The sequence below is a fragment of the Streptomyces sp. NPDC053069 genome, assembly GCF_044546895.1.
GTDB lineage: Bacteria > Actinomycetota > Actinomycetes > Streptomycetales > Streptomycetaceae > Streptomyces.
Genome location: NZ_JBITZN010000008.1, coordinates 298,706 through 324,741, shown reverse-complemented (window position 1 = coordinate 324,741; position 26,036 = coordinate 298,706). Strand labels below are relative to the sequence as shown.

The window sequence follows — 26,036 nt, the reverse complement described above, 5'->3', positions numbered from 1 at the left end:
TTCACTTCACCCCGAGAACCTGCTCGACCGGGTCGATCGCGAAGTACACCAGAAACAGCGCCGAGACCGCCCACAGCAGCCAGTTGACCTCCCGCGCCTTCCCGAGCACCGTCTTGATGACGACGTAGGACAGGAATCCGGCCCCGATGCCGTCGGTGATGGAGTAGGTGAACGGCATCGCGGCGATGGTGAGGAACGCCGGGACGGCGATCTCGTACCGGTCCCAGTCGATGTGCTTGACGTGGGTCATCATCAGGAAGCCCACCGCGATCAGCGCGGGCGCCGCCGCCTGGAGCGGGACGATGGTGAGCAGCGGGGCGAGGAAGAGGGCGAGACCGAAGAGGCCGCCGGTGACCAGGTTGGCGAGGCCGGTGCGGGCGCCCTCGCCGACGCCGGCGGCGGACTCGATGTAGGCGGTGTTGGAGGAGGCGGAGCCGAGGCCGCCGACTGCGGCTGCGGCGCCGTCGATGAACAGCACGCGGCCGATGCCGGGCACCTGCCCCTTCTCGTCGAGCAGCCCGGCCTCCGCGCTGATGCCGACGATCGTGCCCATGGCGTCGAAGAAGTCGGACAGGACCAGGGTGAACACCAGCAGCACGGCGGTGAGCACCCCGGCCTCGGCGAAGCCGCCGAACAGGCTGAAGTGACCGATCAGTCCGAAGTCCGGGGCGGCGACGATCCTGTCGGGGACCTTGGGCGTGGTCAGGCCCCAGCTCTTGATGTCGGCGACGGCGTTGAGGACGATGGCGACGACGGTCATCGTCACGATGCTGATGAGGATCGCGCCCTTCACCCTCCGGGCGAGCAGCGCGATGGTCAGCAGCACGCCGAGACAGAAGACGAGCACGGGCCAGCCGGTCAGCCGGCCGACCGCACCGAGCTGGACCGGCACGGTGGTGTGGGCGGCGTCCGGGATGCGGCTGACGAACCCGGCGTCGACGAAGCCGATGAAGGCGATGAACAGGCCGATGCCGACGCCGATGGCCTGCTTCAGCTGCTGCGGGATCGCGTTCATGATGGCTTCCCGCAGTCCGGTGAGGACCAGGAGGCAGATGACGAGGCCTTCCAGGACCACCAGGCCCATCGCGTCGGCCCAACTCATCAGGGGCGCCAGCTGGAAGGCGACGACGGCGTTGAGGCCGAGGCCGGCGGCGACGGCCAGCGGGAGGTTGCCGCCGACGCCCATGACGATCGTCATCACACAGGCCACCAGCGCCGTGGCGGTGACGAGTTGGCCGGTGTCGAGGGAGTGGCCGAACTTGTCCTTGGCGCTGCCCAGGATGATCGGATTCAGGACAAGGATGTAGGCCATGGTGAAGAACGTGGCGAAACCGCCGCGTATCTCCCGGCCGAAGGTGGATCCCCGCTCGGAGATCCTGAAGTACCGGTCCACTGACATGGTCCCACTCCTCGCCACCTGATGACCGACGTGCGGATGCTGGCTGGATTGTTCCCTCGTCGAACCCGTTTCAGGTTTTCTTCGTGTTACAGAAGAGCGTTCGACGTGTCATACGACGTTCGAAGTTCCGTACGAATCACTGCTGGAAGAGCCGCAGTACAACCACGCGGGCGGCGGGCGCGACGCCGCCCTCCCGGCCGGCCCCCGCCACGGCACGGTTGTGCCGTGGCGGGGGCCGGGTACGAGCGGCTGCTCAGAACCTGTTGATGACCGTCAGGAGACGAAGTAGGTCGGGTTCGGCAGCTTGTACGTGCGGTCGGCGTAGCCGCCGTCGAGGTCCGAGTACTGGTCGCCGAAGTTGGCGATGACCTCGTAACCCAGGTCGTCCTCGATGTGCTTGCGCGTCCCGGACTTGTACTGCACGGTCGTGCAGTTCCAGGCGTTCGGGGTGGCGCAGTCGCTCAGATAGGCCGGCGGGTTGGCCTTGTCCTTGAGGAACATGTGGTCGGCGTCGAGGTTCACATCGGCGCCGACCTTCTTCAGGTTGGCGACCGCGGCGGCGCGCTGCGCCTCGCTGAGGCCGGAGTTGTAGAAGACCTCGACACCCTTGGACGCGGCGTACTGGACCAGTTCGGGGCTGCCGAAGACCGCCGGGCGGTCGGCGCGGTTCACGTAGTCGTTCCACGTGGTGGGGTTGTACGTGTAGTTGTAGCGCTTCTCGTAGTCGAGGCTGAGCAGCAGCGTGTCGTCGATGTCGAAGACGACGGCCGGCTTCTCGCCGTGCCGGTGCGCCTTGCGAGCCGCCTTGTCGATGTAGCGCTTGGCGGCGGCGTCCATGTCCGCCAGGTCCTTGGCGTACGGGCTGTCCGGGGACGCCTGGTAGACGCCGTTGCTGTCGGCGGTGGTGCCGTAATAGCTGTCTATGTCCTTCACCAACTGCCCTATGTTGTAGGGCTCGTGGGTGGAGTTCGCCGTCGACTGCCCGGCGGTGGCAGCGCCCGCGCCGTACAGCGCGGCACCGGCAAGAGCACAGGCGACACCGGCGGTGACGACTCTGTGGGACTTCCGCATGGATTCTCCGGATCTGGTGGATGAGAGTGATGTACCAGGTCAGAGAATGTCTACGCGCATAACTCCGGCTCTGCGAGCGGTGTTATCCGATCGATACGAGAAAAGGATCACCACATATGCAGTACGTCGCCGCGGGGACCCACGGACCATCCCCGGTGTTGCTCGTCGTCTTCGCCCTGGGCGGCCTGGCCGCCCTGTGGTGCGGTGTGAACTGGGCCTTCGACGTGCGCGGAATCACCACGAGCAGGGCCGAGCGGATTCGGCGCAGGAACGAGGAACGGTGGGCGGCCGTGGGGCGTCTCGGCGGATCGCCCACGCTCTTCGCGTCTGCGGGCTATCTGCGGTTCCTGGGAGCGGTGATGGCGTGCGCGGGCTTGGTCCTGCTTCTTGCCACGTACGCGCTGTGGCATCTGAACTGATCGACTGGGCCGAGGAGCGTGCGCCTGCCGGGCATCAGCACCCCTCCCATGACGCCCAGTCGTCCAGGCAGGTCCAACGGGTCACCGACCCGGATGAAGGCGAGTTCTGCAGGCTGCAGTGGAAGACGCTGAGCACCGGGTAGGCGATGAAGCCCGGCATCAGCAGGGCCGCCGGGGCGGTCAACAGGTGCGGCAGCCTGCGCAGGAAGCGCTTGCTGCATGCGCATGGGTGAAGCGCTTCGCCTCTCTCGATGCGTGGCTCAGCCGGCGTAGGGGTCCGGCACCGTGCCCGGCCGGGCCAGGAACTCGAAGTCGCAGCCGGTGTCGGCCTGGGTGATCTGCCCGTTGTAGAGGACGCCGTAGCCGCGCTCGTACCGGGGCGGCGGCGGGGTCCACGCGAGCCGCCTGCCCTCCAGCTCCTCGTCGTCCACGTGGAGACGGAGGCTGCGGGCCTCGACGTCCAGGGTGATGAGGTCCCCGGTGCGCACGAGCGCGAGCGGGCCGCCGATGTACGACTCCGGGGCCACGTGCAGGACGCAGGCGCCGTAACCGGTGCCGCTCATCCGGGCGTCGGAGATCCGGACCATGTCCCGCACACCCTGCTTGAGCAGGTGGTCCGGGATGGGGAGCATGCCGTACTCGGGCATGCCCGGCCCGCCCTTGGGCCCGGCGCCCCGCAGCACCAGCACGCTGTCGGCGGTGATGCCGAGGGCGGGGTCGTTGATGGTGCGCTGCATGGTCCTGTAGTCGTCGAAGACGACGGCCGGGCCGGTGTGCTTCAGTAAGCGGGGCTCGGCGGCGATGTGCTTGATGACGGCGCCGTCCGGGCAGAGGTTGCCCCGCAGGACCGCGACCCCGCCCTCGCTCGCGACCGGGTTGTCGCGGGGGCGGATGACGTCGTCGTCGTGCACCTGGGCGCCCTGCAGCTGCTCGCGCAGGGTGTCGTACGACACCGTCGGCCGGTCCAGATGGAGCAGATCGGTGATCCGCGACAGGAAGCCGGGCAGGCCGCCCGCGAAGTGGAAGTCCTCCATCAGGTACTCACGGCCGCCGGGGCGGACGTTGGCGAGTACGGGCACGGTCCGGGCGATGCGGTCGAAGTCGTCCAGGGTGAGCTTCACCCCGGCACGGCCGGCCATGGCGATCAGATGGATCACGGCGTTGGTGGAGCCGCCGAGGCCGAGCACGGTCGTGACCGCGTCCTCGAACGCCTCACGGGTGAGGATCCGCGACAGCCTCCGGTCGTTCCGGACCAGCTCCACGGCGGTCATCCCGGCCTTGGCGGCCATCCGCCCGTGCCCGGAGTCGACGGCGGGAATGCTCGACGCGCCCGGCACGGTCACGCCGAGGACCTCGGCGGCGGCCGTCAGCGTGGACGCCGTACCCATGGTCATGCAGTGCCCGGGCGAACGGGCCAGGCCGCTCTCCAGCTCGGCCATCTCGCAGTCGCCGATGAGACCGGCCCGCTTGTCGTCCCAGTACTTCCACATGTCCGTACCGGAGCCGAGCACCTCGCGCCGCCAGTGCCCCGGCAGCATGGGCCCGGCAGGCACGAAGACGGCCGGCAGACCGGCGCTGGCCGCACCCATCAGCAGCGCGGGCGTCGACTTGTCGCACCCGCCCATCAGCACGGCACCGTCGACCGGATAGGACCGCAGCAGTTCCTCGGTCTCCATCGCCAGCAGGTTCCGGTAGAGCATCGGCGTCGGCTTCTGGAAGGTCTCGCTCAGCGTCGAGACCGGGAACTCCAGGGGAAACCCGCCGGCCTGCCACACCCCGCGCTTCACCGCCTGGGCGCGATCCCGCAGGTGCACATGGCACGGGTTGATGTCGGACCAGGTGTTGAGCACGGCGATCACGGGCTTGCCCAGGTGCTCCTCGGGCAGATACCCGAGCTGCCGGGTCCGGGCCCGGTGACTGAACGAACGCAACCCGTCGGTCCCGTACCACTGGTGGCTTCTCAGCTTCCTCATAGGGACCATCCGGCGGCGATGGCGGCGACCTCGGCGCGCTCGTGCTCGGGCAGGGGCATGCTCGGCGGGCGGACGTCGCGGCGGCACAGGCCGAGCGCGGCGAGGGCTTCCTTGACGACGGTGACGTTGTCGGCGGAGCCGTGGGCGGCGCGGAGCTCCTCGAAGCGGCGGATCTGTTCCCACACCTTCATGGCCGCCGGACAGTCGCCCGATCGAAGCGCTTCCATCATGTTCAGCGACACGGCCGGCGCGACGTTCACGAGCCCCGAGGTGAAGCCGGTGGCGCCCGCGGAGAAGTAGGAGGGGGCGTACGGCTCGGCAAGACCGGCGCCCCAGACGAAGCGGTCGAGACCGGCGTCACGGGCGAAGGCCGCGAAGCGTGCGGCATCCGGGACGGCGTACTTGACCCCGATGACGTTCGGGCAGTGGTCGGCGAGTTCGGCGAGCCGGGCGCCGGGCAGCTGGGCGTTGCGGATGTACGGCACCACACCCAGCCCGGGCGCGGACTCAGCGATGGCCCGGTGGTAGTCGACCCAGCCGGCCGCCGAGACGCAGGGGTGGACGGGCTGGTGGACCATGACCATCCCGGCGCCGAGGTCGCGGGCGTGCCGTGCGGCGGCGATGGCAGTGGGCAGGTCGTGCCCGACGCCGACGAGGATCACGGCACGCCCGCCCGCCTCCTCGACGGTCAGCTCGGTGACCACGCGCCGCTCCTGGGGGGTGAGGGCCTCGACGGTGCCGTCCTCGGCGAACGGAGTCACCGGGATGGCCACCACGTCGGCCAACGCCGCCCGTTGGGTCTCGAACGTCACACTGCTCATCGATGACCTTCCTCCGGCCGGGACTCGGTGTCCTCGGCGTCCGAGGGGAAAGCGCGCTGGATGAAGGAGGCGATGTGGGCGTGCAGGGCGCGCGCCGCGCCGTCGGCGTCGCCGTCGAGCGCCAGCCGCAGGATCTCCCGGTGCTCGGCGGCCTCCCGCTCCCAGGAGGGGTCGGCGGCCCAGGCGACGGCGGAGACCAGGGCGGCCTGGTCGCGGACCTCGTCCAGCATCCGGCCGAGCAGCGGGTTGCCGCACGGCAGGTACAGGGCGCGGTGGAACTCCCGGTTGGCGAGGGACCGTTCGGCGGTGTCGGTGGCGTGGTCGGCCCGGTCGAGCGCGTCACGGGCGGCGTCGAGGCAGGCTCCGCGCCCGACGGTCCTGCGCAGCGCCTCCGGCTCCAGCAGCAGCCGCACGTCGTAGACCTCGCGCGCCATGTCGGCGTCCATCATGCGCACCGTGACGCCCTTGTACTGGCTCATCACGACGAGTCCGGTCCCCGCGAGGGTCTTCAGCGCCTCCCGCACCGGGGTCTTGGACACTCCGAACTGCGCGGCGAGCTCCGTCTCGACCAGGGCCCGACCGGGTGACAGCCGGCCGGTCAGGATGCGGTGTTTGATCGCGTCCAGCACGTACTGCGTGCGGGACGGGATCGGCGTGGGCACGGAGGTCATGCGGCCCTCTCGGATCTCACATATCGCGTCTCATATATGACGTACGAAGTGCGACGCGTTGAAAGTAGGAGGGGGCTCGTGATTCGTCAATGCTTCTGACAAAAAGGTGCACGCGGCCCGTCACGGGGCCGGCAGGGTGAACACCAGGAACAACACGCCCAGGGGCGGCAGCACGGCCAGGACCGCCGTCCAGGCGCGCGTCACGGACCAGCGGCGTGTCCAGGGCAGCAGCCAGGCCGTGAGCAGGGTGCCGATGCACAGCGGGCCGCCGTAGCGGAGCAGTCCGAAGATCCAGGACAGGGAGGTGTTCAGCGCGGCCGAGCAGTCGTCGGGGCCGCAGCTGTCCGTCGCCATCACGGAGAACCCCGCCAGGACGACGGCGGCCGGGCCGAGCACGCACAGGAGGGCCGTCGCGATCGTCGGTGCCACCCAGGCCCGGCGGTCCCGCGCGTCACGGTCGGCCGGTCCCGGAAGCGGGGTGATGTGCTGTGTCGTCATGCGAGCAGTGAACCGGCGTCACGGCGGCCGCCACACCGGTGCACGTACTCATGCCGCAGCTGCCCTCCTACTCAGTCATGGACGCCACATCGGGTCCCGCCCGCTCAGCCCCACCGCCTGCTCCAGCAGCGGCGCGTCCTCCGCCACCGGGACGACCGGCCCGAAGAGGCCGCCGCCGCGGTCCGGGTCCTCGGCCGCCATGAGCAGGAAGCCGTGGGCCGAGTCCAGGGCGGCGGGGTCGGGTGCGTAGAGGCGTCCGATGGCCTGGGCCAGGTCCCAGCCGTGGATGACCAGCTCGTCGACGACGACGGCACCGGCCACCTCGCCCGGCAGGTCCACCCCGCCCGCGCGGGTCATGCCGGTCCAGGCCGCCGGATCACGCCAGGCGTCGGCGAGTTCGTCCAGGGCCTCGGGCAGCTTCTCGCGCCAGCCGGGGCCGATGTCCGGGACGGTAGCGGTCGGGCTGGTGTCGGTCGTCGGCCCGAGGTCCTTGCGGGCGGCGTCGCGGAAGGCCACGGAGAGCATGTGAATGTGGCCGAGCAGATTCCGCACCGCGAGGTCCGGGCACGGCGTGGGGGCCGTGAGCTGGTCGTCGGTCACCGTTTCGACCAGCCCAGCCACCATTCTGGTCTGGGGGCCAAGATCGATCATGGTCATGTCCTACTCCTTGACGGTTGCGGTCCTGCTGCGAAGGGCTGACCGGCCGGCGCCCGAGAATTCATCGATACCCCGCAGCCACTCCCGCGGCGATTCCCGGCCACCGAGGCCGCCGCCGTCGGTCTCGCCCACGTTCTGCTGATGCCCCTCGTCCGCCGACGGCAGGTCCGCGGCCCGGCGTACGCCCCAGGGCGTTCCTGACAGGTTCCGACGGATTGCCGCCGCCGCGCCCCGCCCGGCGGATAAGGCACCTCACCGATCCGCGCCCGCCCTCCTCAGACCCACGATGAGCAGGCATGACGACTTCTTGGACCCTGCTCCGCGTGCTGCGGGACCGCAGCGCGGGGCTGTATCTGGCCGCGGTGGTGGTGTCGGGCTTCGGCAACTCGGCGCTGTTCCTGGCATCGGGCGTGTGGGTGAAGGACCTCACCGGGTCCGACGGCCTGGCCGCGCTGTGCATGCTCGCCATGTGGGCGCCGACCCTGGCGGGCCCGGCGCTGGGCACAATCGCCGACCGCGTGCGGCGCGGGCCGCTGCTGGTGGCTCTGAACGCGGGCCTGGCGGTCCTGCTGCCCACCCTGTGCACCGTCGACTCCCCGGGCGGCCTGTGGCTGCTGTTCACGGTCCTGCTGGTCTACGGCGCCGCCGAGGTCGTCCAGGACGCGGCCGAGTCGGCCCTGGTGACCACGGCGATCGGCCCGGAGTGCCTCGGCGACTTCAACGGGCTGCGCATGGCCGTCACCGAGGGCTTGAAGCTCGTGGCCCCGCTGACCGGGGCGGGCCTGTACACGGCCTTCGGCGGTCCGGCCGTCGCCTGCCTGGACGCGGGCACCTTCGCGGTCGCCGCCGGGCTGTACGCCCTGCTGCGGGTGCGTGAGGAGCGGCCCGCCCGGTCCGGGGGCGACTGGCGGCGGGAGACCGTGGCGGGCGTCCGGCACCTGTGGGGGCACCCGGGGCTGCGCCCGCTGGTCCGGGCGGGCGGCATGACGATGCTCCTCAGCTCCCTGTGCAGCACGACGCTGTACGCCGTCGTCGACCGTCTCGGCCACTCCCCCGCGTACACGGGTGTGCTGTACGCCGTCCAGGGCGCCGGTTCGGTGACGGCCGGTCTCGTCTCGGGGGCCGCGCTGCGGCGGCTGGGCGCGCGCCGGTTCGCGGCGGCGGGGATCGCGCTGACGGCGCTCGCGGTGGCCGCGCGTGCCGTGCCGTCGGACGCGGTGGCCCTCGCCTCGTCCGCGGCGGGCGGCCTCGGGCTGCCCTGTGTGCTCGTCGCCGCGTTCACCGCCGTCCAGCGGGAGACGCCCGGCCCCCTGCTCGGCCGGGCGACGGCCACCGCGAGCACCCTGGTCTTCACGCCCAACGTCGTGGGCCTCGCCGTCGGCGCGGGCCTGGTCGAACTCGCCTCTCCCGCCCTGCTGTTGCCGGTGTACGGTCTCGCGCTGCTCGGGACGGCGGCTTCCCTGGCTCAGCGCGCGGACAGCGCCTCGCGCACCGGGGCGAGGTCGCCGTCCGACGCCAACCCGGCGTGATAGAGCCGTAGTTCGGTCGCGCCCTGGGCACGCGCGCGTGCCGCGTCCGCGGCGAGCGTCCCGGGGCTGCCGCCCATCCCGGAGACGACGGTGAGGTTGGCGGCCAGCACCGTCCGCTCCCGGGCCGCTTCGGCGAAGGGTGCCAGCAGGGCCGTTCCGCCCGTGCAGGGCACCACCACACCGTCGGCGACGGCGAGGACGCGGGCGGGGTCGACGCCGGCGTTGGCGCCGCAGTGGTGGGAGACCGGATCGGCGTGCAGCAGCACCTGGAAGCCGGCCGGTGCGGCGGCGCGTACGGCGGCGACGGCCTCCTCCTGGAGCGTTCCGGCGGTGTCCTCGCGCCACGCGCGCGTGCGGGCCGCGTTTTCCTCGCCGAGCAGCTTCCCGACCGTGAGCCAGCCCTCGTCGTCCGCCGTGCCCCGCCACAGCGGCTCCAGCGCGGCCCGCACGGACGCGGCCAGCACCTCGGGGTCCAGGCCCTGTTCGCCGTACCCGGCGCGGCAGGTCGGGCAGAAGCACAGGGACATCAGGTACTGCCCGGCCTCCCCCAGTGGCACCCCGGAGGTCTTGTCGTGGGCGTGCAGGTGCTGCAGCCCGTACCAGCCGAGGGACTCCAGCTCGGTGCCGTGGGCGCCGGGGCGTACGGCGGCCTCGGCGGCCAGGTCGACCAGGTACGCGCGGGTGGCGGGCTGGGCGATGCAGGGCGCCCAGGGGTAGGGGTCGCCGTAGGCGTTGACGACCGAGGCGTCCGGGTGTTCGGCGCCCAGGCGGGAGTTGTGGGCGAGGACGACCCAGGAGTGCACCTCCAGGCCGGCCGCGGTCAGGGCCGCTGCCGCCTCGCCGTAGGCGTCGCCGGGGGCCCAGCGGCCGGCGGGGTACGGCCTGAGGCCGCGGCCTGCCCAGCGCTCGCCCATGGGGTACAGGACGGCCGCGTACTCGGCGGTGACGATGCGGTGGCGGGGGTGGCGGGGGGTCAGGGCGCGGGTGGAGTGGTAGGCGGCGGCGAGGGTCACCTGCTCGACGCCGAGCCCGGCGATGCGTGCCGGGGCGTCGGGGTCGCCGTTCACGTCCCAGGGGTAGACGAACGCCGACGCCTTCACGCCGCCTCCGCCAGCAGCTCGTATCCGCGCTCGATCAGCTGGGCGAGGTGTCCGACGTGCTCCTCCGCCGGCTCGTGCAGCGGCGGCCGGACCTCGCCGACGTCCAGGCCACGCAGTCGTACACCCGCCTTGACGAGCGAGACGGCATAGCCCCGGCCCTGGTCGCGCAGTTCCACGAACGGACGGTAGAAGCCGTCCAGGAGGCGCCGGACGGTCGCCGTCTCGCCCGCGGCCAGCGCCCGGTGGTAGGCGAGGGCGATCTCGGGGGCGAAACAGAAGACGGCCGAGGAGTACAGGGTGACACCGAGGGCGTGGTAGGCGAGCTGGGTCTGCTCGGCGGTGGGCAGGCCGTTGAAGTAGAGGAAGTCGCCGGGAGCCTCGGTGCGTACGGCGCTGATGATCCGCTGCATCAGGTCGAGGTCGCCGAGGCCGTCCTTGAGGCCGGTGATCCCCTCGGTGCGGGCGAGTTCCACCACCGTCTGCGGGGTGAAGACGGCGTTGTCGCGCTGGTAGACGATCAACGGCAGGGCGGTGGCCGCGGCGATCTCCCGGTAGTGCCGCAGCAGCCCCTCCTGGCCGGCGAGGACGAGGTACGGCGGCATGGCGAGGAGGCCGTCGGCGCCCGCCGCCTCGGCGAGCTGGGCGTAACGGACGGCGAGCGCGGTGCCGTAGCCGGCGCCGGCGACCACCGGGACCCGTCCGCCGGCCGCTTCCACGGCCACCCGGACGCAGGCTTCGAACTCCTCCGGCAGCAGCGCGTGGAACTCCCCGGTGCCGCAGCAGGCGAACACGGCGGCGGCGCCCGCCGTGACGCCCCGGCGCACATGGGTGCGGTAGGCGTCGAGGTCGAGTGAGCCGTCGGGGCCGTAGGCCGTGACGGGAAAGAAGAGGGGCCCGCGCGGATCGCTGAGCCGTTCGGTGAAAGGAGTGGGCGTCACGGGCTCTCCTTGGGGCACGCCGGTGCATGTATCTGATCCACGTCTACATTTCTGAACGCCACCACGCTAAGGGGCCCTTTACGGCCGGTCAAGCGGGCGCACTCGCCACACCGAAGCGAATTCACGCACCTCAGGGGAGACTTGACGGTGTACGGCGAACCTCCCTAGCGTTTCCACGCATGTGAATACCGTTCACAAGGAGAACCCGGATGCCCGCTCCCCGCACCGCTCCCCGCACCGTCCTGCTCACCGGCGCCGCCGGCGGGCTCGGCACCCTGATGCGGTCCCTGCTGCCGGAGTACGGCTACACGCTGCGCCTGTTCGACATGCGCCCCGTCGAGGGCGAGCCGGACGCGATCACCGCCGACCTCGCCGACACGGAGGCGCTGCGCGAGGCCGTGCGGGGCGTGGACGCGGTTCTCCACCTCGCGGGCATCTCGCTGGAAGCGCCCTTCGACAAGATCCTGAAGGCCAACGTCGAGGGCACCTACAACCTGTACGAGGCCGCCCGCCGGGAGGGTGTGCCGCGGATCGTCTTCGCCTCCTCCAACCACGCCATCGGCTTCACCCCCGCCCCGCGCGCGGGCGAGCCGCCGATCCCGGTCGACGCCCCGCACCGCCCGGACACCTTCTACGGTCTGTCCAAGGCCTTCGGTGAGGACCTCGCCCAGCTGTACTGGGACAAGCACGGCCTGGAGACCGTGTCCGTGCGCATCGGCTCCTGCTTCCCGGAGCCGACCAGCGTGCGGATGCTCTCGGTGTGGATGAGCCCGGCGGACGGCGCCCGCCTCTTCCACGCGGCCCTGACCGCCGAGGAGGTCGGCCACACGGTCGTCCACGGCTCCTCCGCCAACACCCGGCTGTGGTGGGACCTGACCACCGCGCGGGCGCTCGGCTACGAGCCGCAGGACGACTCCGAGCCGTACGCCGGGAAGCTGATCGCCGAGCAGGGCGAGCTGGACCCGCAGAACCCGGCGCACAGCCACCTCGGCGGGCACTTCGTGAACGATCCGCCCCTCTGGCCGTACTGACCTCGGCGGCGCCCTGGCAGGCCGAAAACCATCGCTCACGCGCGCGGGCGGGCACCGAACGGGCCCGCCCCCGCCGTATCCGGGCATCCGCGGCGCCCGCTCCCACCCCGCGCCGCACGGCTGCGCAGGTCCGGGCCGGGCAGCCCGGTCCGGCAAACGGGCACACCCGGGCAGTATCGGACCCCCGACAGGCCTGGTCAGCGGCGCACACCCCCGGTAGAAACTTTCCCCGAGGGCCCGAACGGGCAGCTCCGCGGGAGGGTGAAAGGTGGGTGACCCCATGAGCACGAGGACGGCGGAAGAACGCCAGCGTGAGATCGTGCGGGCCGCTCGCGCGAGCGGCTCGGTCGACGTCACCGCGCTCGCCGCCGCGCTGGGCGTGGCCAAGGAGACCGTCCGGCGCGATCTGCGCGTCCTGGAGGACCACGGCCTGATCCGTCGTACGCACGGCGGCGCCTATCCGGTGGAGAGCGCCGGCTTCGAGACGACACTCGCCTTCCGCGCCACCAGCCACGTGCCCGAGAAGCGCCGGATCGCCGCCGCCGCGGCCGAGCTGCTCGGGGACGCGGAGACGGTCTTCGTGGACGAGGGCTTCACCCCGCAGCTCATCGCCGAGGCCCTGCCGACCGACCGACGGCTGACGGTGGTCACCGCGTCCCTGCCGGTCGCGGGCGCCCTGGCGCAGGCCGAGCAGGTCTCGGTGCTGCTGCTCGGCGGCCGGGTGCGATCCGGCACACTGGCCACCGTCGATCACTGGACGACGAAGATGCTCGCCGGCTTCGTCCTCGACCTCGCCTACGTCGGCGCCAACGGCATCTCCCGTGAGCACGGCCTGACCACGCCCGACCCGGCGGTCAGCGAGGTCAAGGCACAGGCCGTACGGGCCGCGCGCCGCACCGTCTTCGCGGGCGTGCACACCAAATTCGGCGCGGTCAGCTTCTGCCGGTTCGCCGAGATCGGCGCGCTGGAGGCGATCGTGACGAGCACCCAACTCCCGGCCGCCGAGGCCCACCGCTACTCCCTGCTGGGCCCGCAGGTCATCCGGGTCTGAAAGTCCCATCCACCCCCTCGGCGGTGTTCCCCGCCTCTCAGTGCCCCTTATATCCACAAATCTCCAGGAGCGATCCATGCGTATCCCGAGCCGACGGAGGCCGCGAGCCACGCTCGTCATGGCCGCCGCAGGGACGCTGCTCGCCCCGCTGCTCTCCGGCTGCTGGGCCGGTGCGGGCGGGACCGGTTCCGGCGGCGACTCCATCAACGTGCTGATGGTCAACAACCCTCAGATGACCGAGCTGCAGAAGCTGACCGCCGCCCACTTCACCAAGGAGACCGGCATCAAGGTCAACTTCACCGTCCTGCCCGAGAACGATGTGCGCGACAAGATCAGCCAGGACTTCGCCAACCAGGCCGGCCAGTACGACGTGGCCACCCTCTCCAACTACGAGATACCGATCTACGCCCGCAACGGCTGGCTGCACCAGATGAACACATACGTCGCGAAGGATGCGTCGTACGACGAACAGGACGTCCTGAAGCCGATGCGGCAGTCCCTCACGGGCGACGACGGCAAGCTCTACGGGCAGCCCTTCTACGGCGAGTCGTCCTTCTTGATGTACCGCAAGGACGTGTTCGCGGCGAAGGGCCTCACCATGCCGGCCCACCCCACCTGGCAGCAGGTCGCCGGCCTGGCCGCGCGGGCGGACGGCGCGCAGCCCGGCATGAAGGGCATCTGCCTGCGCGGCCTGCCGGGCTGGGGCGAACTGATGGCCCCGCTCACCACGGTCGTGAACACCTTCGGCGGCACCTGGTTCGACAAGCACTGGAAGGCCCACCTGGACTCCCCGGAGTTCGAGAAGGCGACAAAGTTCTATGTCGATCTCGTCCGTGCGCACGGAGAGTCCGGCGCCGCGCAGTCCGGGTTCGCCGAATGCCTCAACGACATGACCCAGGGCAAGGTCGCCATGTGGTACGACGCCACCTCCGCGGCCGGGCTGCTGGAGGCGGCCGGCTCCCCGGTCAAGGGCAAGCTCGGGTACGCCGCCGCCCCGGTCGAGAAGACCGGCTCCTCCGGCTGGCTGTACACCTGGGCCTGGGGCATCCAGAAGGCCTCCCGCAACCCCGACAAGGCCTGGAAGTTCGTCTCCTGGGCGTCCGGCAAGGGATACGAGCAGCTGGTCGGCAGGACCAGCGGCTGGTCGAACGTCCCCGCGGGCAAGCGGGCGTCGACGTACACGAACGCGGACTACCGCACATCGGCGGCGTCCTTCCAGGAGATGACCAGGGAGGCCATCGAGAGCGCCCGCCCGAACGACCCCGGGGTGCAGCCGCGGCCCGCGCCCGGCATCCAGTTCGTCGGCATCCCCGAGTTCACCGACCTCGGCACCAAGGTCTCCCAGGAGATCAGCGCGGCCATCGCCGGACGCCAGTCCGTCGCCTCGGCCCTGAAGACATCGCAGGCGCTCGCCGAGAAGATCTCCAAGGAGTACGAGGGACGATGACAGCGACGACCACGGCCCCCTACGCCGCCGCCCCCGCAAGAACGCTGAAGCAGCCCTCGGCCCGGCTGCGCGCCTGGGCCACCCGGGCCCCGCTGCTGCCGGCCCTCGTCTTCATGATCGCCGTGACCCAGCTGCCGTTCGTGGCCACGCTGGTGATCTCCTTCTTCGACTGGAACGCCCTCTACCCCAAGGCCCGGCGCTTCACCGGCCTCGACAACTACCGCCAGGTGCTGACCGACGCCGACCTGCGCCACTCGGTGTGGACGACCGTGCTGCTCACGGTGGCGGTGGTGCTGGCCAGCCTGGTGCTGGGACTGGCGCTGGCGCTGCTGCTGGACCGGAGGTTCCGCGGCCGGGGCATCGTCCGCACCCTGCTCATCGCGCCGTTCCTGGTGGTGCCGGTGGCCGCCGCCCTGCTCTGGAAGCATGTGCTCTACAACCCCGAATACGGCCTGCTCAATGGGTTGTTGCACTATGTGGGCGGCCCACAGCCCGACTGGATCTCACACACTCCGCTGCTCGCGGTCGAGGCCTCCCTGGTGTGGCAGTGGACGCCGTTCATGATGCTGATCCTGCTCGCCGGGCTGCAGTCCCGGGACCAGCAGCAGATCGAGGCCGCGCGGGTCGACGGCGCGAACGACTGGCAGATCTTCCGCCATCTGACCCTGCCCCATCTGCGCCGCTATCTGGAGCTGGGGGCCCTGCTGGGCTCGATCTACATCGTCCAGAACTTCGACGCGGTCTTCACGATCACGTCGGGCGGACTGGGCACGGCGAACCTCCCCTACACCGTCTACCAGAGCTTCTACCAGGCCCACGAGAACGGGCTCGCCTCGGCCGCCGGGGTCCTGGTCGTCATCGGCTCGATCGTCATCGCGACCTTCGCCCTGCGCGTGGTGTCGTCCCTGTTCCGCGAGGAGGTGTCCCGCGCATGAACGCCGTACTGCGCCGCAACGGGCTGGCTCTGGTGGCCTGGCTGGCCGGGATCGTGTTCTTCCTGCCGATCGCGTGGATGGCGCTGACGTCGTTCCACTCGGAGTCCGACGCCGCGACCAACCCGCCGTCCTTCGCCGCGCCGCTGACGCTCGACGGCTACCGCGAGTTCTTCGGCAGCGGCGGCGGGCCGAGCCCGTGGCCCGCGCTGATCAATTCCACCGTGGCCTCACTGGTCTCCACGCTGTGCGTCCTCCTGCTGGCCCTTCCGGCGGCGTACGCGCTGTCCGTCCGGCCGGTGAAGAAGTGGACGGACGTCCTGTTCTTCTTCCTGTCCACGAAGATGCTGCCGGCCGTGGCGGGCCTGCTGCCCGTCTACCTGTTCGCCAAGAACGCCGGGATGCTCGACAACATCTGGCTCCTGGTCATCCTGTACACCTCCATGAACCTGCCGATCGCGGTGTGGATGATGCAGTCCTTCCTCGCCGAGGTCCCGGTCGCCGTCATCGAGGCGGCCCGGGTGGACGGGGCCCGGCTGCCGACGGTCCTCGCGCGTGTGGTGGCCCCGATCGCCCTGCCCGGCATCGCGGCGACGGCCCTGATCTGCTTCATCTTCAGCTGGAACGAGCTGCTGTTCGCCCGGGTCCTCACGGGCGTGGTCGCCGAGACCGCCCCCGTCTTCCTGACCGGCTTCATCACCAGCCAGGGCCTGTTCCTGGCCAAGGTGTGCGCCGCGTCGCTCGTCATCTCCCTGCCGGTGCTCGCCGCGGGGTTCGCCGCCCAGGACAAGCTGGTCCAGGGCCTGTCGTTGGGAGCCGTGAAATGAAGGCCGCCGTCATCGAGTCCGTGGGCCGCGCCGTCGTCACCGAGGTGCCGGACCCGACGCCGGGCCCGCGCGAGGTCGTCGTGGAAGTGGCGGCCTGCGGCCTGTGCGGCACCGACCTGCACATCCTGCAGGGCGAGTTCGCCCCCAAGCTGCCCATCGTCCCCGGGCACGAGTTCGCGGGCACGGTGGTCGGGGTCGGCAGCCAGGTCACCGAGGTCGCGACCGGCGACCGGGTGGCCGTGGATCCCTCGCTGTACTGCTACGAGTGCCGTTACTGCCGTACCGGTCACAACAACCTGTGCGAGCGGTGGGCCGCGATCGGCGTGACCACGGCGGGCGGCGCGGCACAGTACGCGGTCGCCCCGGTGGCGAACTGCGTGAAGCTGCCGGAACACGTGCGCACCGAGGACGCGGCCCTGGTGGAGCCCCTGTCCTGCGCGGTCCGCGGCTACGACGTGCTGCGGTCCCGCCTCGGCGCCCACGTCCTGGTCTACGGCTCCGGGACCATGGGCCTGATGATGCTGGAACTGGCCAAGCGGACGGGCGCGGCGAGCGTGGACATGGTCGACGTGAACCCGGCGCGCCTGGAGACGGCCCGCCTGCTCGGTGTCTCGGCAGCGGCAGGCAGCGCGGACGAACTGGACCGCCCGCAGGGCTGGGACGTGGTCGTGGACGCGACCGGCAACGCGGCGGCGATCCAGGACGGTCTGGACCGGGTGGCGAAGGCGGGCACGTTCCTGCAGTTCGGGGTGGCCGACTACGCGACCCGGGTGACGATCGATCCGTACCGGATCTACAACCAGGAGATCACCATCACCGGTTCGATGGCCGTCCTGCACAGCTTCGAGCGTGCGGCCGAACTGTTCGCGAACGGGGTGCTGGATCCGCGGGTGTTCATCAGCGACCGGATCCCGCTGGAGCGGTACCCGCAGGCACTGGAGCAGTTCGCGGCGGGGGTGGGGCGGAAGATCGTGGTGGTGCCGTAGGCCGTTCGACGGGTTTCGGCTGGTAAGGGAACGGTAAAGCGGTGTTGTTCGTTCACCCGGCATGACAGCTATGACCCCAGGCTCGAACATCCCTCTGTCGGTCGCCCGCGTCACGGTGGACGTGGCCGCGCCGGTGCGGCTCGACGTGTCGGGCCTGCTGCTCACCGCCGACGGCAAGGTGCGCTCGGACGACGACTTCATCTTCTACAACCAGCCGACGGGCCCCGGCGTGAGCTACGCGTCCGGCGGCGGTGCGGCACCGGACGCGATCACGGTCGACACCGCCGCCGTCCCGCCGGACATCGAGAAGATCGTGGTCACGGCCAGCCCGGACGCGGCCGGCCAGACCTTCCAGGGCATCGAGCCGACGGCCACGATCCGCGACGCGGACGGCGGCTCGGTGCTGGCCGCCTTCACCCCGCCGCAGCTCGGCACGGAGACGGCACTGGTCGTCGTGGAGATCTACCGCCGGGGCGGCGCCTGGAAGGCCCGGGCGGTCGGCCAGGGGTACGCGAACGGTCTGGCGGGCATCGCGACGGACTTCGGGGTGACGGTGGAGGAGCCCGCGGCACCGCCCCAGCCGTCGGCACCGCCGGCGCCCGCCCCGGCAGCCACCATGCAGACCCCCGTCACGCCGCCCGCCCCGCCGGTGTCCCCTCCCCCGGCCCCGGCCGCCCCCGCGCCGGGCGCCGGAAAGATCAATCTCGACAAAGGCCGGGTCAGCCTGCAGAAGAACCAGACCGTGTCCCTGGTCAAGGGGGGCCGGCCGCTGCTCTCCCAGGTACGGATGGGCCTCGGCTGGGAGCCCGCGTTCCGCGGCAGCAACATCGACCTGGACGCCTCGGTCATCGCCTACGGCCCACAGCGCAACGCCCTCGACAGCTGCTACTTCGGCAAGCTGACGATCCTGAACGGCGCGATCCGGCACTCCGGTGACAACCTCACCGGTGAGGGCGGGGGCGACGACGAGGTGATCACCGTCGACCTCGGCCGCCTGCCCCAGGAGGTCACCGGCCTGGTCTTCACGGTGAACTCCTTCTCCGGCCAGAAGTTCACCGAGGTCGCCAAGGCGTACTGCCGCCTGGTGGACGCGGCCACGGGCGAGGAACTGGTCCGCTTCGACCTCACCCACGCCGAGCCCCAGACCGGCGTGATGATGGCGAAGCTGATCCGGCAGTTCTCCGGCGAGTGGGACATGACGGCGATGGGCGAGTTCGTGAAGGCCCGGACGGTGCGGAACATGGTGGAACCGGGAGCGAGGGCCCTGTAGTTCTCCGTGTGGCGGCGCGGGGGCTGATCGCGCAGTTCCCCGCGCCCTTCGGGGCGCTCACAGCTGCGGGCGGTCGTACCCACGAAGCTCAAAACGCTCCGGCTACGGCCGCAGTCCCTCCGCCAGCAGCGTCAGATACCGCCGGATCTGCCGCCCCTCGGCACACTCCAACGCGGTCGCCACCCCATGCACCAGCCGAAGCAGCTCGATCGGCTCAAGATCGCCCCGCACGCTGCCCTCCGCCTGCGCGGCCCGCACCAGCGGACCCACCGCACCCTGCACCACAGACCCGCACGCCGTCACCGGAGCCGCGTCGCTGTCCGTGACCGCCTTGCCCAGCAGTGCCTTCATCCCGCGCACCTGAAGCGTGGCGACACACAACTCGTTCAGCCACTCCATCAGCGCCTCACCCGGCGCCAGCTCCCGCGCCAACTCGTCGGCCCGCGCCCCCAACGCCTCGATCCGGTCCACGTACGCGGCCTCCAGCAGCTTCTGCCGCGTCGGAAAGTGCCGGTAGAGCGTGCCCGAGCCGACACCCGCCCGCTTGGCGATGTCGTCGAGCGACGCGTTCTCCCCATGCTCGGCGAAGGCCTCCGCCGCCACCTTCAGCAACCGCTCGTAGTTGCGCCGAGCGTCCGCACGCATGGGTCTCGGCTGCGGCATCCAGTCACTCCCCGATCTTTTGCGTCCTCGTCGTCGTCACCACCGGGATGACGGCCGGCGCCGACACCCGAGTCTGCACCAACAGGCCGGGCAGGGGCACCTCCTCCGCGAAGCGCTCGCCGGTGCCGGTCAGCGCCGCTCCGGTGGCTCGTACCCTCCGGTGGCCGGGTCCGGTCCGAGGTGCCGGTGTACGGCACCGGTGCCCAGGCCGACGGTGGCCCGCGTCCGCATGGGGCCGTCACCGCGGCGGGCGAGCACGTCGATCTCGGCCACGCGCGCGTGCAGCACACCGAGCCGGGCGGCGCACTCGGCCGCCAGGACGCGCGGGGCGCGGGTGCGGCCGAGCGAGAGGTGCGGAATGAAGCGCGGGAAACGCTCCGTGCAATACGGGAAGGGCTCCGCCAGTGCGCGCTGCAGCTCCGTCCAGGGTTCGAGGCCGGCCGCAGCAGGGTCGAGCCACACGGTGGCGTAGGACCGGTGGCGGAACGCGCGGACTCCGCTGAGCCGGATGTCGAAGGGCTCGCATCCGGCGGCCGCGGCGGCCAGCAGCGGGAGCGCCGCCGGGAAGTCCTCCTCCGGTACGAATCCGAAGACCAGGTTCACATGAGGTGGCCAGCGGCGGATCTGCGGGTCGTGGGCGACGCGGATGCGCTGGATGGCGGGCCAGAGTCCGGCCGGGGGAAGCCACGCCACGGCGGTCCGGGGCGTGGGACCCGAGTCGAGCCGGCCGAGGGCTTCGGCCGGGCCGGGCGTCGTGGGGCAGGGCACACCGCCATCATGGCCCCGCCCGCCGACGGGCGCTGCCTCATTCCTCAATCAACCGCAGTCGGCAGGAAGACCCAGGCGCCGGACAGGAAGCCGACTCCACGTGCGTTCTCGTCGCTGAGCTTCTCGTCACTGGGCTTGTCGTCGCTGGGCTTCGCGTCGCTGGGCTTCGCGTCGTGGTGCTTGTGGCTGTGCTCAGCGGCGTGCTTCTTGTGGCTGTGCTTCGCACCGTGCTTCTTGTGGCTGTGCTTCGCGCCCTGCTGCTTGTGCTCGTTCTTCCCGTCGTGCTGCTTGTGCTCGGGCTTCTCCGCCGAAGGCTTTTGATCTTGCTTGGGCTTGGAGGGTTTCTGCTCGTGCTTCTTGTGGTCCTGCTCCGTCGGCTTCGCCGGCTTTGCCGGTTCCTTCACCGGCGGAGCCGTGACCGAGACGGAGTGCGAGTCGGACTGGGACATGGACTGCGAGTCGGACTGGGACTCGGAGGAGTCGGAGTGCGTCTCGCTGAGGTGGGCACCCCCCGTGACCACGGCGGTGGCTTGCGAGGATGCCACCGCGGAGACCTGCTGCGGACCGTCGTTGCCGTCGGCGAAGCCGGTGCCGGCGCCGAGTGCGGACAGCCCCGTGACCACGGCGGCCACGAGCGCTGCGCGCTGGAATTTACGCATGGTTGACCCTTTCTCACCTGAGCATGGAGCTCAATCGGCTACTCAGCGTGAGAAATATAGGCACAGACGGTAGTAATTTGTGATCTAAGCCGAGGCGCCGTGTCGAGGATTCAGGCGCGCTTCTGACGCTCCCACGGCCCCGTGATCGCCAGCATGATGCCCGGCGTCTGGATGTTCGCGAACAGGGTCTTGCCGTCGGGCGAGAAGGTGACGCCCGTGAACTCGCTGTACTCCGGCTCCTCTTCGGTGCCGATGTTCAGTTCGTTGCGGGCGATCGGGTAGGTGCGGCCGCCCTCCGTGGCGCCGAACAGGTGCTGGACGCCCTCGCCGTCCTCGGCGATGACGAGGCCGCCGTACGGGGAGACCGTGATGTTGTCCGGGCCGTCGAAGTTGCCGTCCTCAGCCGGGTCGGGGTTGACGCCGAGCAGGACCTTCAGGGTGAGGGTGCGACGCCGCGGGTCGTAGAACCAGACCTGCCCGTCGTGCTGGACCGGGCTCTCCGCGCGGGCGTAGGAAGAGACGACGTAGGCGCCGCCGTCGCCCCACCACATGCCTTCCAGCTTGCGGGCGCGGGTGACCTGGCCGTCGGTGAACTGCTTGCGGACGGCCACCGTCTGCGCGTCGCGGTCCGGGACGTCCACCCAGTCGACGCCGTACACCGTGCCGGTCTTCGTGGCGCGGGAGAGGTCGTCGACGAACCTGCCGCCGGAGTCGAAGCACTTGAAGGCCTGGAGGACACCGGCGTCGTCGGCGAGCGTGCGGAACCTGCCGCGGCCGTGCTGGAAGCCCTCCGGCGGGGTCCATCGGTACAGCAGCCCGTTCGGGCCGGCAGCGTCCTCGGTGAGGTAGGCGTGGCCGCGCCCGGGATCGATGACCACGGCCTCGTGGGCGTAGCGCCCGAGGGCCTTGACGGGCTTGGGGTCGCGGCCTGCGCGGCGGTCGGCGGGGTCGACCTCGAAGACGTAGCCGTGGTCCTTGGTCATGCCGTTCTGGCCGGCCCTGTCCTCGGTCTCCTCGCAGGTGAGCCAGGTCCCCCAAGGGGTGCTGCCGCCCGCGCAGTTGGTGGAGGTGCCGGCGATGCCGACCCATTCGGCGACGTGGTCGCGGCGCACCTCGACGACCGTGCAGCCGCCGGACGCGGCGGGGTCGTAGACGAGGCCCTCGGTGAGCGGAACGGGGTACTGCCAGGCCGAACGAGGGCCCTTGAGCTCGTGGTTGTAGACCAGGAGGGTGGCGCCGCGGGGGCCTTCGAAGGCGGCGGTGCCGTCATGGTGGGAGGGCGTGTACTCGCCGGACTCCAGCTTGGTCCGGCCGCTGTAGGTGATGACCCGGTAGGTGAAGCCCGCGGGCAGGGCCAGGATGCCGTTCGGGTCGGCGATCAACGGGCCGTAGCCGACGCCGTGGTGGCCACCGTGCGCCGACTCCGTCCCGGTGCTGTCGATGTCCGCCGCGGCGAGGGCGTTCGGTGCGGTGGCGAGCACGCCCACGCTGCCTGCCAGGGCGACCCCGGCGCCGGTGATCGCGCTTTTCCTGCCGAAGTCCCTGCGGGTGAGCGACATGGTGTGTCTCCTGAGACGGTGGGAGTGCCGTGGAGGGTGGCGGACCTCGTTCGGCGCACACGCTCCCGCCACACCTTGAACGGGAGTTGAACGCCGGGCTACTTCACCGGCGTTTGTTCAAGAATCCGCATGCCGTCCGTATGGACCAGCCCATGACCGGCTTCAGGAGTTGTCAGGCGCCCTGTTGCGACCGCGCCTTGAACGCCGCCTTCCGCGCCTCCTTCGCCACCTTCTTGTCGGGGTGCAGCCGCCCCATCGCCTCCAGCACATCGGCCGTGGCCGGATGCTCCACCCGCCAGGCTGCCGAGAAGAACCCGCTGTGCTGCGCCGCCAGCCCCTCCACCAGTGCCTGGAGTTCCTCGGAGTTGCCCTCGGCGGCCAGCTGCGCGGCAACCGTGTCGATGGTCAGCCAGAAGACCATCGCCTCGGACGGCGCCGGGACCCCCGCAGCCCCCCGTTCGCTCAGCCACACCCGGGCCAGGCCGCCGAGCTCGGGATCGTCCAGCACCTCGCGGAGCGCCGGCTCCGCCTCCGCGCCCACGAGCGACAGGGCCTGCTGACAGCGCAGTCTCCGCAGCGGCGCGCCCGTGTCGGCACCCCGGGCCGCGGCCAGCAACTCCCGTGCCGCAGTGAGGGGTTCACGCCGGGCCAGCCACTGCTCGGTCTCGGCGCGGGCGGCGGCCTGCCCGAAACCCGCCGTCCCGTCGAGCAGCGCGTCCGCTCCCTTGTCGGCGAGTTCACCGACGGCAGGTGCCTGGAAGCCGGCCTCCAGCAGCCTCGCCCGCAGCCCGTACACACCGAGCGGGGTGAGCCGGACCATGCCGTAGCGGGAGACGTCGGTGTCGTCCACCGGCGCGGCGGGCTCCTCGTCGGCGTCGGCCATGAGGGCCTCGTCCACCGGCCGGTACGCCACGAGCCCGACCGGCTCCAGCATCCGGAACTGGTCGTCCAGCCGCATCATCGCGTCGGAGACCTGCTCCAGGACGTCGTTGGTCGGCTCACCCATGCCGTCCGGGACGAGCATCGAGGCGGCCAGTGCGGGCAGCGGGACCGGACCGTCACCGGGGCCGTCCTCACTCACCGTCAGCAGATAGAGGCTGCCGAGGACGCCGTCGAGGAAGTCCGCCTCGGCCTCCGGGTCCCAGTCGAGTGACGAGAAATCGATCTCGCCGCCCTCGTCCAGGGCATCGACCAGATCATCCAGATCCGGCACGCTCGCGTCGGCGATGACGGTCTCCAGCGCGGCGAGCCACACGGCGAGCACATCGGCCGGGGAGCCCGCGGTGAGCAGCTTCAGCTCCTCGCCGGCGCGGACGGTCCCGGCCTCCTCGTCCACGATCTCGACCAGTCCGGCGTCCACGGCGACCCGCCAGGCCTCGCTGGCGTGGGCGGCGGCGTCGTCACCGTTCAGTCCGAGCAGTTCGGCGGCGGCCGGAAGCTGCTCCTCGGCCAGGCCGCCGCCGGCGTCCACGCGGGTGTCGGGGCCGGCCCAGCGGGCGAGGCGGGCGGCACGGGACAGCAACGGCGTGGACAGCGCGGCGCGCGCCAGCTCCGCTTCGGGGTGCAGCCGTACGGGCGGCAGGGGGGAGCTGTCTGACATCGGCTGGTTCTCCTCAACACCGTGAACGGGCTCAACCGCTCAGCCTAGACGGATTTCCACCCATGCCGCCCGGTTCATCTCCCCTTCAGCGGCCGTACATGGCCGAAACCTTGACAACTCCCCGCGTCAGGCTGGAGATTGACGCGCGTAGAAGTTGGGGGGACAACTGTTCACTCGGCTCTATGCGTGTCACAGAGGGCTACGAGCCCCGCACGCTCCCGTTCCACCCTCGTCCCGGCGCTCACACACGTCCCCGGAGGGATCCCTTGCCGAGCAGGTCTTCCGCGCGCCTCGCCGCGCTCACCGTCGCCGCCGTCTGCAGTGCGGCGTCCGCCGTCGTCCTCACCTCCCCCGCCCATGCGGACGCGGTGCGCATCCACGACATCCAGGGCACCACCCGAATATCGCCGCTCGCCGGCCAGAAGGTCACGGACGTCCCCGGCATCGTCACGGCCACCCGCACCTACGGCTCCTCCAGAGGTTTCTGGATCCAGGACCCGACCCCGGACGACAACCCGGCCACCAGCGAGGGCGTCTTCGTCTTCACCGGCTCCGCGCCGAAGGCCGCGGTCGGCGACTCGGTGACGGTGACCGGCACGGTCTCCGAGTACGTCCCGGGGAGCGCCTCCTCCGGCAACCAGTCGGTCACGGAGATCACCAAGCCGACCGTCACCACCGTCTCCACCGGCAACCCGGTCCCGGCGCCGGTCGTCATCGACGAGAACTCGGTGCCGGACGCGTACGCCCCCGAGGGCGACACCGCGGCGAACGGTTCCGTCAACGGCCTGCCCCTGGACCCGTCCGCGTACGCCCTGGACCACTACGAGTCCCTGGAGGGCATGAACGTCCAGGTCGCCGACACCCGCGTGGTCACCGCGACCGACCCGTACAGCGAGCTGTGGGTCACGGTGAAGCCGTACGAGCACCGCAACCGCCGCGGCGGCACGGTCTACGGCTCCTACGACTCCCAGAACACCGGCCGGCTGCAGATCCAGTCACTGGGCGCGACCGCCGACTTCCCGAAGGCGAACGTCGGCGACACTCTGTCCGGTACGACGACCGGCCCGCTGGACTTCAACCAGTTCGGCGGCTACACCCTGGTCGCGAGCAAGCTCGGTACGCTGCAGAGCGGCGGCCTGGAGCGCGAGACCACGCGGAAGCAGTCGCGCGGCGAGCTGGCGGTGGCGACGTACAACGTCGAGAACCTCGACCCGTCCGACGCCACCTTCGACAAGCACGCCGCCGCGATCGTGAACAACCTGCAGTCGCCGGACATCGTGTCCCTGGAGGAGATCCAGGACGACAACGGCGCCAAGGACGACGGCACGGTCGACGCGAGCGAGACCGTGAACAAGCTGATCGACGCGATCGTCGCGGCGGGCGGCCCGAAGTACGACTGGCGCTCGATCAACCCGGTCAACGACCAGGACGGCGGCGAGCCGGGCGGCAACATCCGCCAGGTGTTCCTCTTCAACCCGGAGCGGGTGTCCTTCGTGGACCGTCCGGGCGGCGACTCCACCACGGCGGTCGGCGTCACCAAGGTGCACGGCAAGGCGCAGCTGACGGCCTCCCCGGGCCGCATCGACCCGGCGAACGCCGCCTGGACCAACAGCCGCAAGCCGCTGGCGGGCGAGTTCGTCTTCCGCGGCAAGACCGTGTTCGTGATCGCCAACCACCTCAACTCCAAGGGCGGCGACCAGGGTCTGACCTCCCAGTACCAGCCGCCGGTGCGCAGCTCGGAGATCCAGCGCCACGCCCAGGCGACCGAGGTGAACGCGTTCGTCAAGAGCATCCTCGACGTCCAGAAGAACGCGAACGTCATCGCGCTCGGCGACATGAACGACTTCGAGTTCTCCGGGACGGCGAAGATCCTGGAGGGTGACGGCGAGCTGTGGTCGGCGATCAAGTCGCTGCCCAGGAGCGAGCGTTACACCTACGACTACCAGGGCAACGAGCAGGTTCTGGACCAGATCCTGATCAGCCCGGCGATCCGGCGCGGCTGCGACTTCGAGTACGACAGCGTGCACGTCAACTCGGAGTTCCACGACCAGATCAGCGACCACGACCCGCAGGTGCTGCGGTTCCGTCCGTAGGCCCCCCGCAGGCTCAGGACCGGCTGAACACACCGTTCGGCCGGTCCTGCGAGGCGGCGCCGGCGCGCCTGGTC

24 protein-coding genes are annotated in these 26,036 nt (G+C 70.9%); 10 read left to right on the top strand and 14 right to left on the bottom strand.

Annotated elements, in window-relative coordinates; translation table 11 throughout:
• Position 1: 1 nt before the first annotated feature.
• Complete coding sequence (locus tag ACIGXP_RS21065) at positions 2–1,399, bottom strand: NCS2 family permease (RefSeq protein ID WP_399770304.1); 1,398 nt, start codon at positions 1,397–1,399, stop codon at positions 2–4.
• 273 nt (positions 1,400–1,672) lie between these two features.
• Entirely contained in the window at positions 1,673–2,470 is a 798-nt protein-coding gene (locus tag ACIGXP_RS21060) for an HAD family acid phosphatase (RefSeq protein WP_363220341.1), read from the bottom strand.
• 116 nt (positions 2,471–2,586) lie between these two features.
• On the opposite strand from ACIGXP_RS21060, the gene ACIGXP_RS21055 reads away from it, so the two are divergent.
• A complete protein-coding gene (locus ACIGXP_RS21055; protein ID WP_399770301.1) occupies positions 2,587–2,889 on the top strand; it encodes a hypothetical protein in 303 nt (100 codons plus the stop codon).
• A 260-nt stretch (positions 2,890–3,149) separates the two neighbouring features.
• Here ACIGXP_RS21055 and araD read toward each other — a convergent pair whose 3' ends face one another.
• The 5 genes from araD to ACIGXP_RS21030 all read right to left on the bottom strand — a co-directional run bounded on the left by araD (position 3,150) and on the right by ACIGXP_RS21030 (position 7,509).
• Positions 3,150–4,871, bottom strand: coding sequence for an L-arabinonate dehydratase (gene araD, locus ACIGXP_RS21050; RefSeq protein WP_399770298.1), 1,722 nt, complete (start codon positions 4,869–4,871; stop codon positions 3,150–3,152).
• Positions 4,859–5,683: a dihydrodipicolinate synthase family protein gene (locus tag ACIGXP_RS21045; protein WP_399770296.1), complete on the bottom strand. Its 825-nt coding sequence runs from the start codon at positions 5,681–5,683 to the stop codon at positions 4,859–4,861. The genes araD and ACIGXP_RS21045 overlap by 13 nt, the downstream gene beginning before the upstream one ends.
• Positions 5,680–6,354 (bottom strand): GntR family transcriptional regulator, encoded by a 675-nt coding sequence (locus ACIGXP_RS21040; protein ID WP_399770293.1) that lies wholly within the window; start codon positions 6,352–6,354, stop codon positions 5,680–5,682. Before ACIGXP_RS21040 ends, ACIGXP_RS21045 begins: the two co-directional genes overlap by 4 nt.
• A 120-nt stretch (positions 6,355–6,474) precedes the next feature.
• Positions 6,475–6,852: a hypothetical protein gene (locus ACIGXP_RS21035; protein ID WP_399770290.1), complete on the bottom strand. Its 378-nt coding sequence runs from the start codon at positions 6,850–6,852 to the stop codon at positions 6,475–6,477.
• A 75-nt stretch (positions 6,853–6,927) separates the two neighbouring features.
• On the bottom strand, positions 6,928–7,509 hold the full coding sequence (locus ACIGXP_RS21030) for a TIGR03086 family metal-binding protein (RefSeq protein ID WP_363220347.1): 582 nt from the start codon (positions 7,507–7,509) through the stop codon (positions 6,928–6,930).
• Positions 7,510–7,805: 296 nt separating this feature from the next.
• Between ACIGXP_RS21030 and ACIGXP_RS21025 the strand changes: the two genes are divergently transcribed.
• Complete coding sequence (locus ACIGXP_RS21025; RefSeq protein WP_399770287.1) at positions 7,806–9,038, top strand: MFS transporter; 1,233 nt, start codon at positions 7,806–7,808, stop codon at positions 9,036–9,038.
• Here ACIGXP_RS21025 and ACIGXP_RS21020 read toward each other — a convergent pair.
• Together ACIGXP_RS21020 and ACIGXP_RS21015 are read right to left on the bottom strand one after the other, a co-directional pair.
• A complete protein-coding gene (locus ACIGXP_RS21020) occupies positions 8,975–10,138 on the bottom strand; it encodes a hypothetical protein (RefSeq protein WP_399770285.1) in 1,164 nt (387 codons plus the stop codon). The genes ACIGXP_RS21025 and ACIGXP_RS21020 overlap by 64 nt on opposite strands.
• Entirely contained in the window at positions 10,135–11,076 is a 942-nt protein-coding gene (locus ACIGXP_RS21015; protein ID WP_399770282.1) for a 5-dehydro-4-deoxyglucarate dehydratase, read from the bottom strand. The genes ACIGXP_RS21020 and ACIGXP_RS21015 overlap by 4 nt, the downstream gene beginning before the upstream one ends.
• A gap of 209 nt (positions 11,077–11,285) precedes the next feature.
• On the opposite strand from ACIGXP_RS21015, the gene ACIGXP_RS21010 reads away from it, so the two are divergent.
• The 7 genes from ACIGXP_RS21010 to ACIGXP_RS20980 all read left to right on the top strand — a co-directional run bounded on the left by ACIGXP_RS21010 (position 11,286) and on the right by ACIGXP_RS20980 (position 18,620).
• Complete coding sequence (locus ACIGXP_RS21010; protein ID WP_399770280.1) at positions 11,286–12,107, top strand: NAD-dependent epimerase/dehydratase family protein; 822 nt, start codon at positions 11,286–11,288, stop codon at positions 12,105–12,107.
• Positions 12,108–12,387: 280 nt separating this feature from the next.
• Positions 12,388–13,158: a DeoR/GlpR family DNA-binding transcription regulator gene (locus ACIGXP_RS21005; protein WP_363217080.1), complete on the top strand. Its 771-nt coding sequence runs from the start codon at positions 12,388–12,390 to the stop codon at positions 13,156–13,158.
• A gap of 76 nt (positions 13,159–13,234) precedes the next feature.
• Positions 13,235–14,605, top strand: a complete 1,371-nt coding sequence (locus ACIGXP_RS21000) for an ABC transporter substrate-binding protein (RefSeq protein WP_399770277.1) — start codon at positions 13,235–13,237, stop codon at positions 14,603–14,605.
• Positions 14,602–15,540 (top strand): sugar ABC transporter permease, encoded by a 939-nt coding sequence (locus ACIGXP_RS20995; protein ID WP_363217082.1) that lies wholly within the window; start codon positions 14,602–14,604, stop codon positions 15,538–15,540. The genes ACIGXP_RS21000 and ACIGXP_RS20995 overlap by 4 nt, the downstream gene beginning before the upstream one ends.
• Positions 15,537–16,364 (top strand): carbohydrate ABC transporter permease, encoded by an 828-nt coding sequence (locus ACIGXP_RS20990; protein WP_399770274.1) that lies wholly within the window; start codon positions 15,537–15,539, stop codon positions 16,362–16,364. The genes ACIGXP_RS20995 and ACIGXP_RS20990 overlap by 4 nt, the downstream gene beginning before the upstream one ends.
• Complete coding sequence (locus ACIGXP_RS20985) at positions 16,361–17,350, top strand: zinc-dependent alcohol dehydrogenase family protein (RefSeq protein WP_363217084.1); 990 nt, start codon at positions 16,361–16,363, stop codon at positions 17,348–17,350. Before ACIGXP_RS20990 ends, ACIGXP_RS20985 begins: the two co-directional genes overlap by 4 nt.
• Before the next feature lie 70 nt (positions 17,351–17,420).
• Complete coding sequence (locus tag ACIGXP_RS20980) at positions 17,421–18,620, top strand: TerD family protein (protein WP_399770270.1); 1,200 nt, start codon at positions 17,421–17,423, stop codon at positions 18,618–18,620.
• A gap of 102 nt (positions 18,621–18,722) precedes the next feature.
• Here ACIGXP_RS20980 and ACIGXP_RS20975 read toward each other — a convergent pair whose 3' ends face one another.
• The 5 genes from ACIGXP_RS20975 to ACIGXP_RS20955 all read right to left on the bottom strand — a co-directional run bounded on the left by ACIGXP_RS20975 (position 18,723) and on the right by ACIGXP_RS20955 (position 23,869).
• Positions 18,723–19,283, bottom strand: a complete 561-nt coding sequence (locus ACIGXP_RS20975) for a helix-turn-helix domain-containing protein (RefSeq protein WP_363217086.1) — start codon at positions 19,281–19,283, stop codon at positions 18,723–18,725.
• Positions 19,284–19,412: 129 nt separating this feature from the next.
• A complete protein-coding gene (locus ACIGXP_RS20970; RefSeq protein ID WP_363217087.1) occupies positions 19,413–20,051 on the bottom strand; it encodes a 2'-5' RNA ligase family protein in 639 nt (212 codons plus the stop codon).
• A 44-nt stretch (positions 20,052–20,095) separates the two neighbouring features.
• A complete protein-coding gene (locus ACIGXP_RS20965) occupies positions 20,096–20,710 on the bottom strand; it encodes a hypothetical protein (protein WP_399770268.1) in 615 nt (204 codons plus the stop codon).
• A gap of 110 nt (positions 20,711–20,820) precedes the next feature.
• The gene (locus tag ACIGXP_RS20960; protein WP_399770266.1) at positions 20,821–22,269 is read right to left on the bottom strand and encodes an alkaline phosphatase PhoX; all 1,449 of its coding nucleotides are present in this window, start codon (positions 22,267–22,269) and stop codon (positions 20,821–20,823) included.
• A gap of 172 nt (positions 22,270–22,441) precedes the next feature.
• A complete protein-coding gene (locus tag ACIGXP_RS20955; RefSeq protein ID WP_399770264.1) occupies positions 22,442–23,869 on the bottom strand; it encodes a hypothetical protein in 1,428 nt (475 codons plus the stop codon).
• Between the two features lie 266 nt (positions 23,870–24,135).
• On the opposite strand from ACIGXP_RS20955, the gene ACIGXP_RS20950 reads away from it, so the two are divergent.
• The gene (locus ACIGXP_RS20950) at positions 24,136–25,962 is read left to right on the top strand and encodes an endonuclease/exonuclease/phosphatase family protein (RefSeq protein ID WP_399770261.1); all 1,827 of its coding nucleotides are present in this window, start codon (positions 24,136–24,138) and stop codon (positions 25,960–25,962) included.
• Positions 25,963–26,036 lie beyond the last annotated feature (74 nt).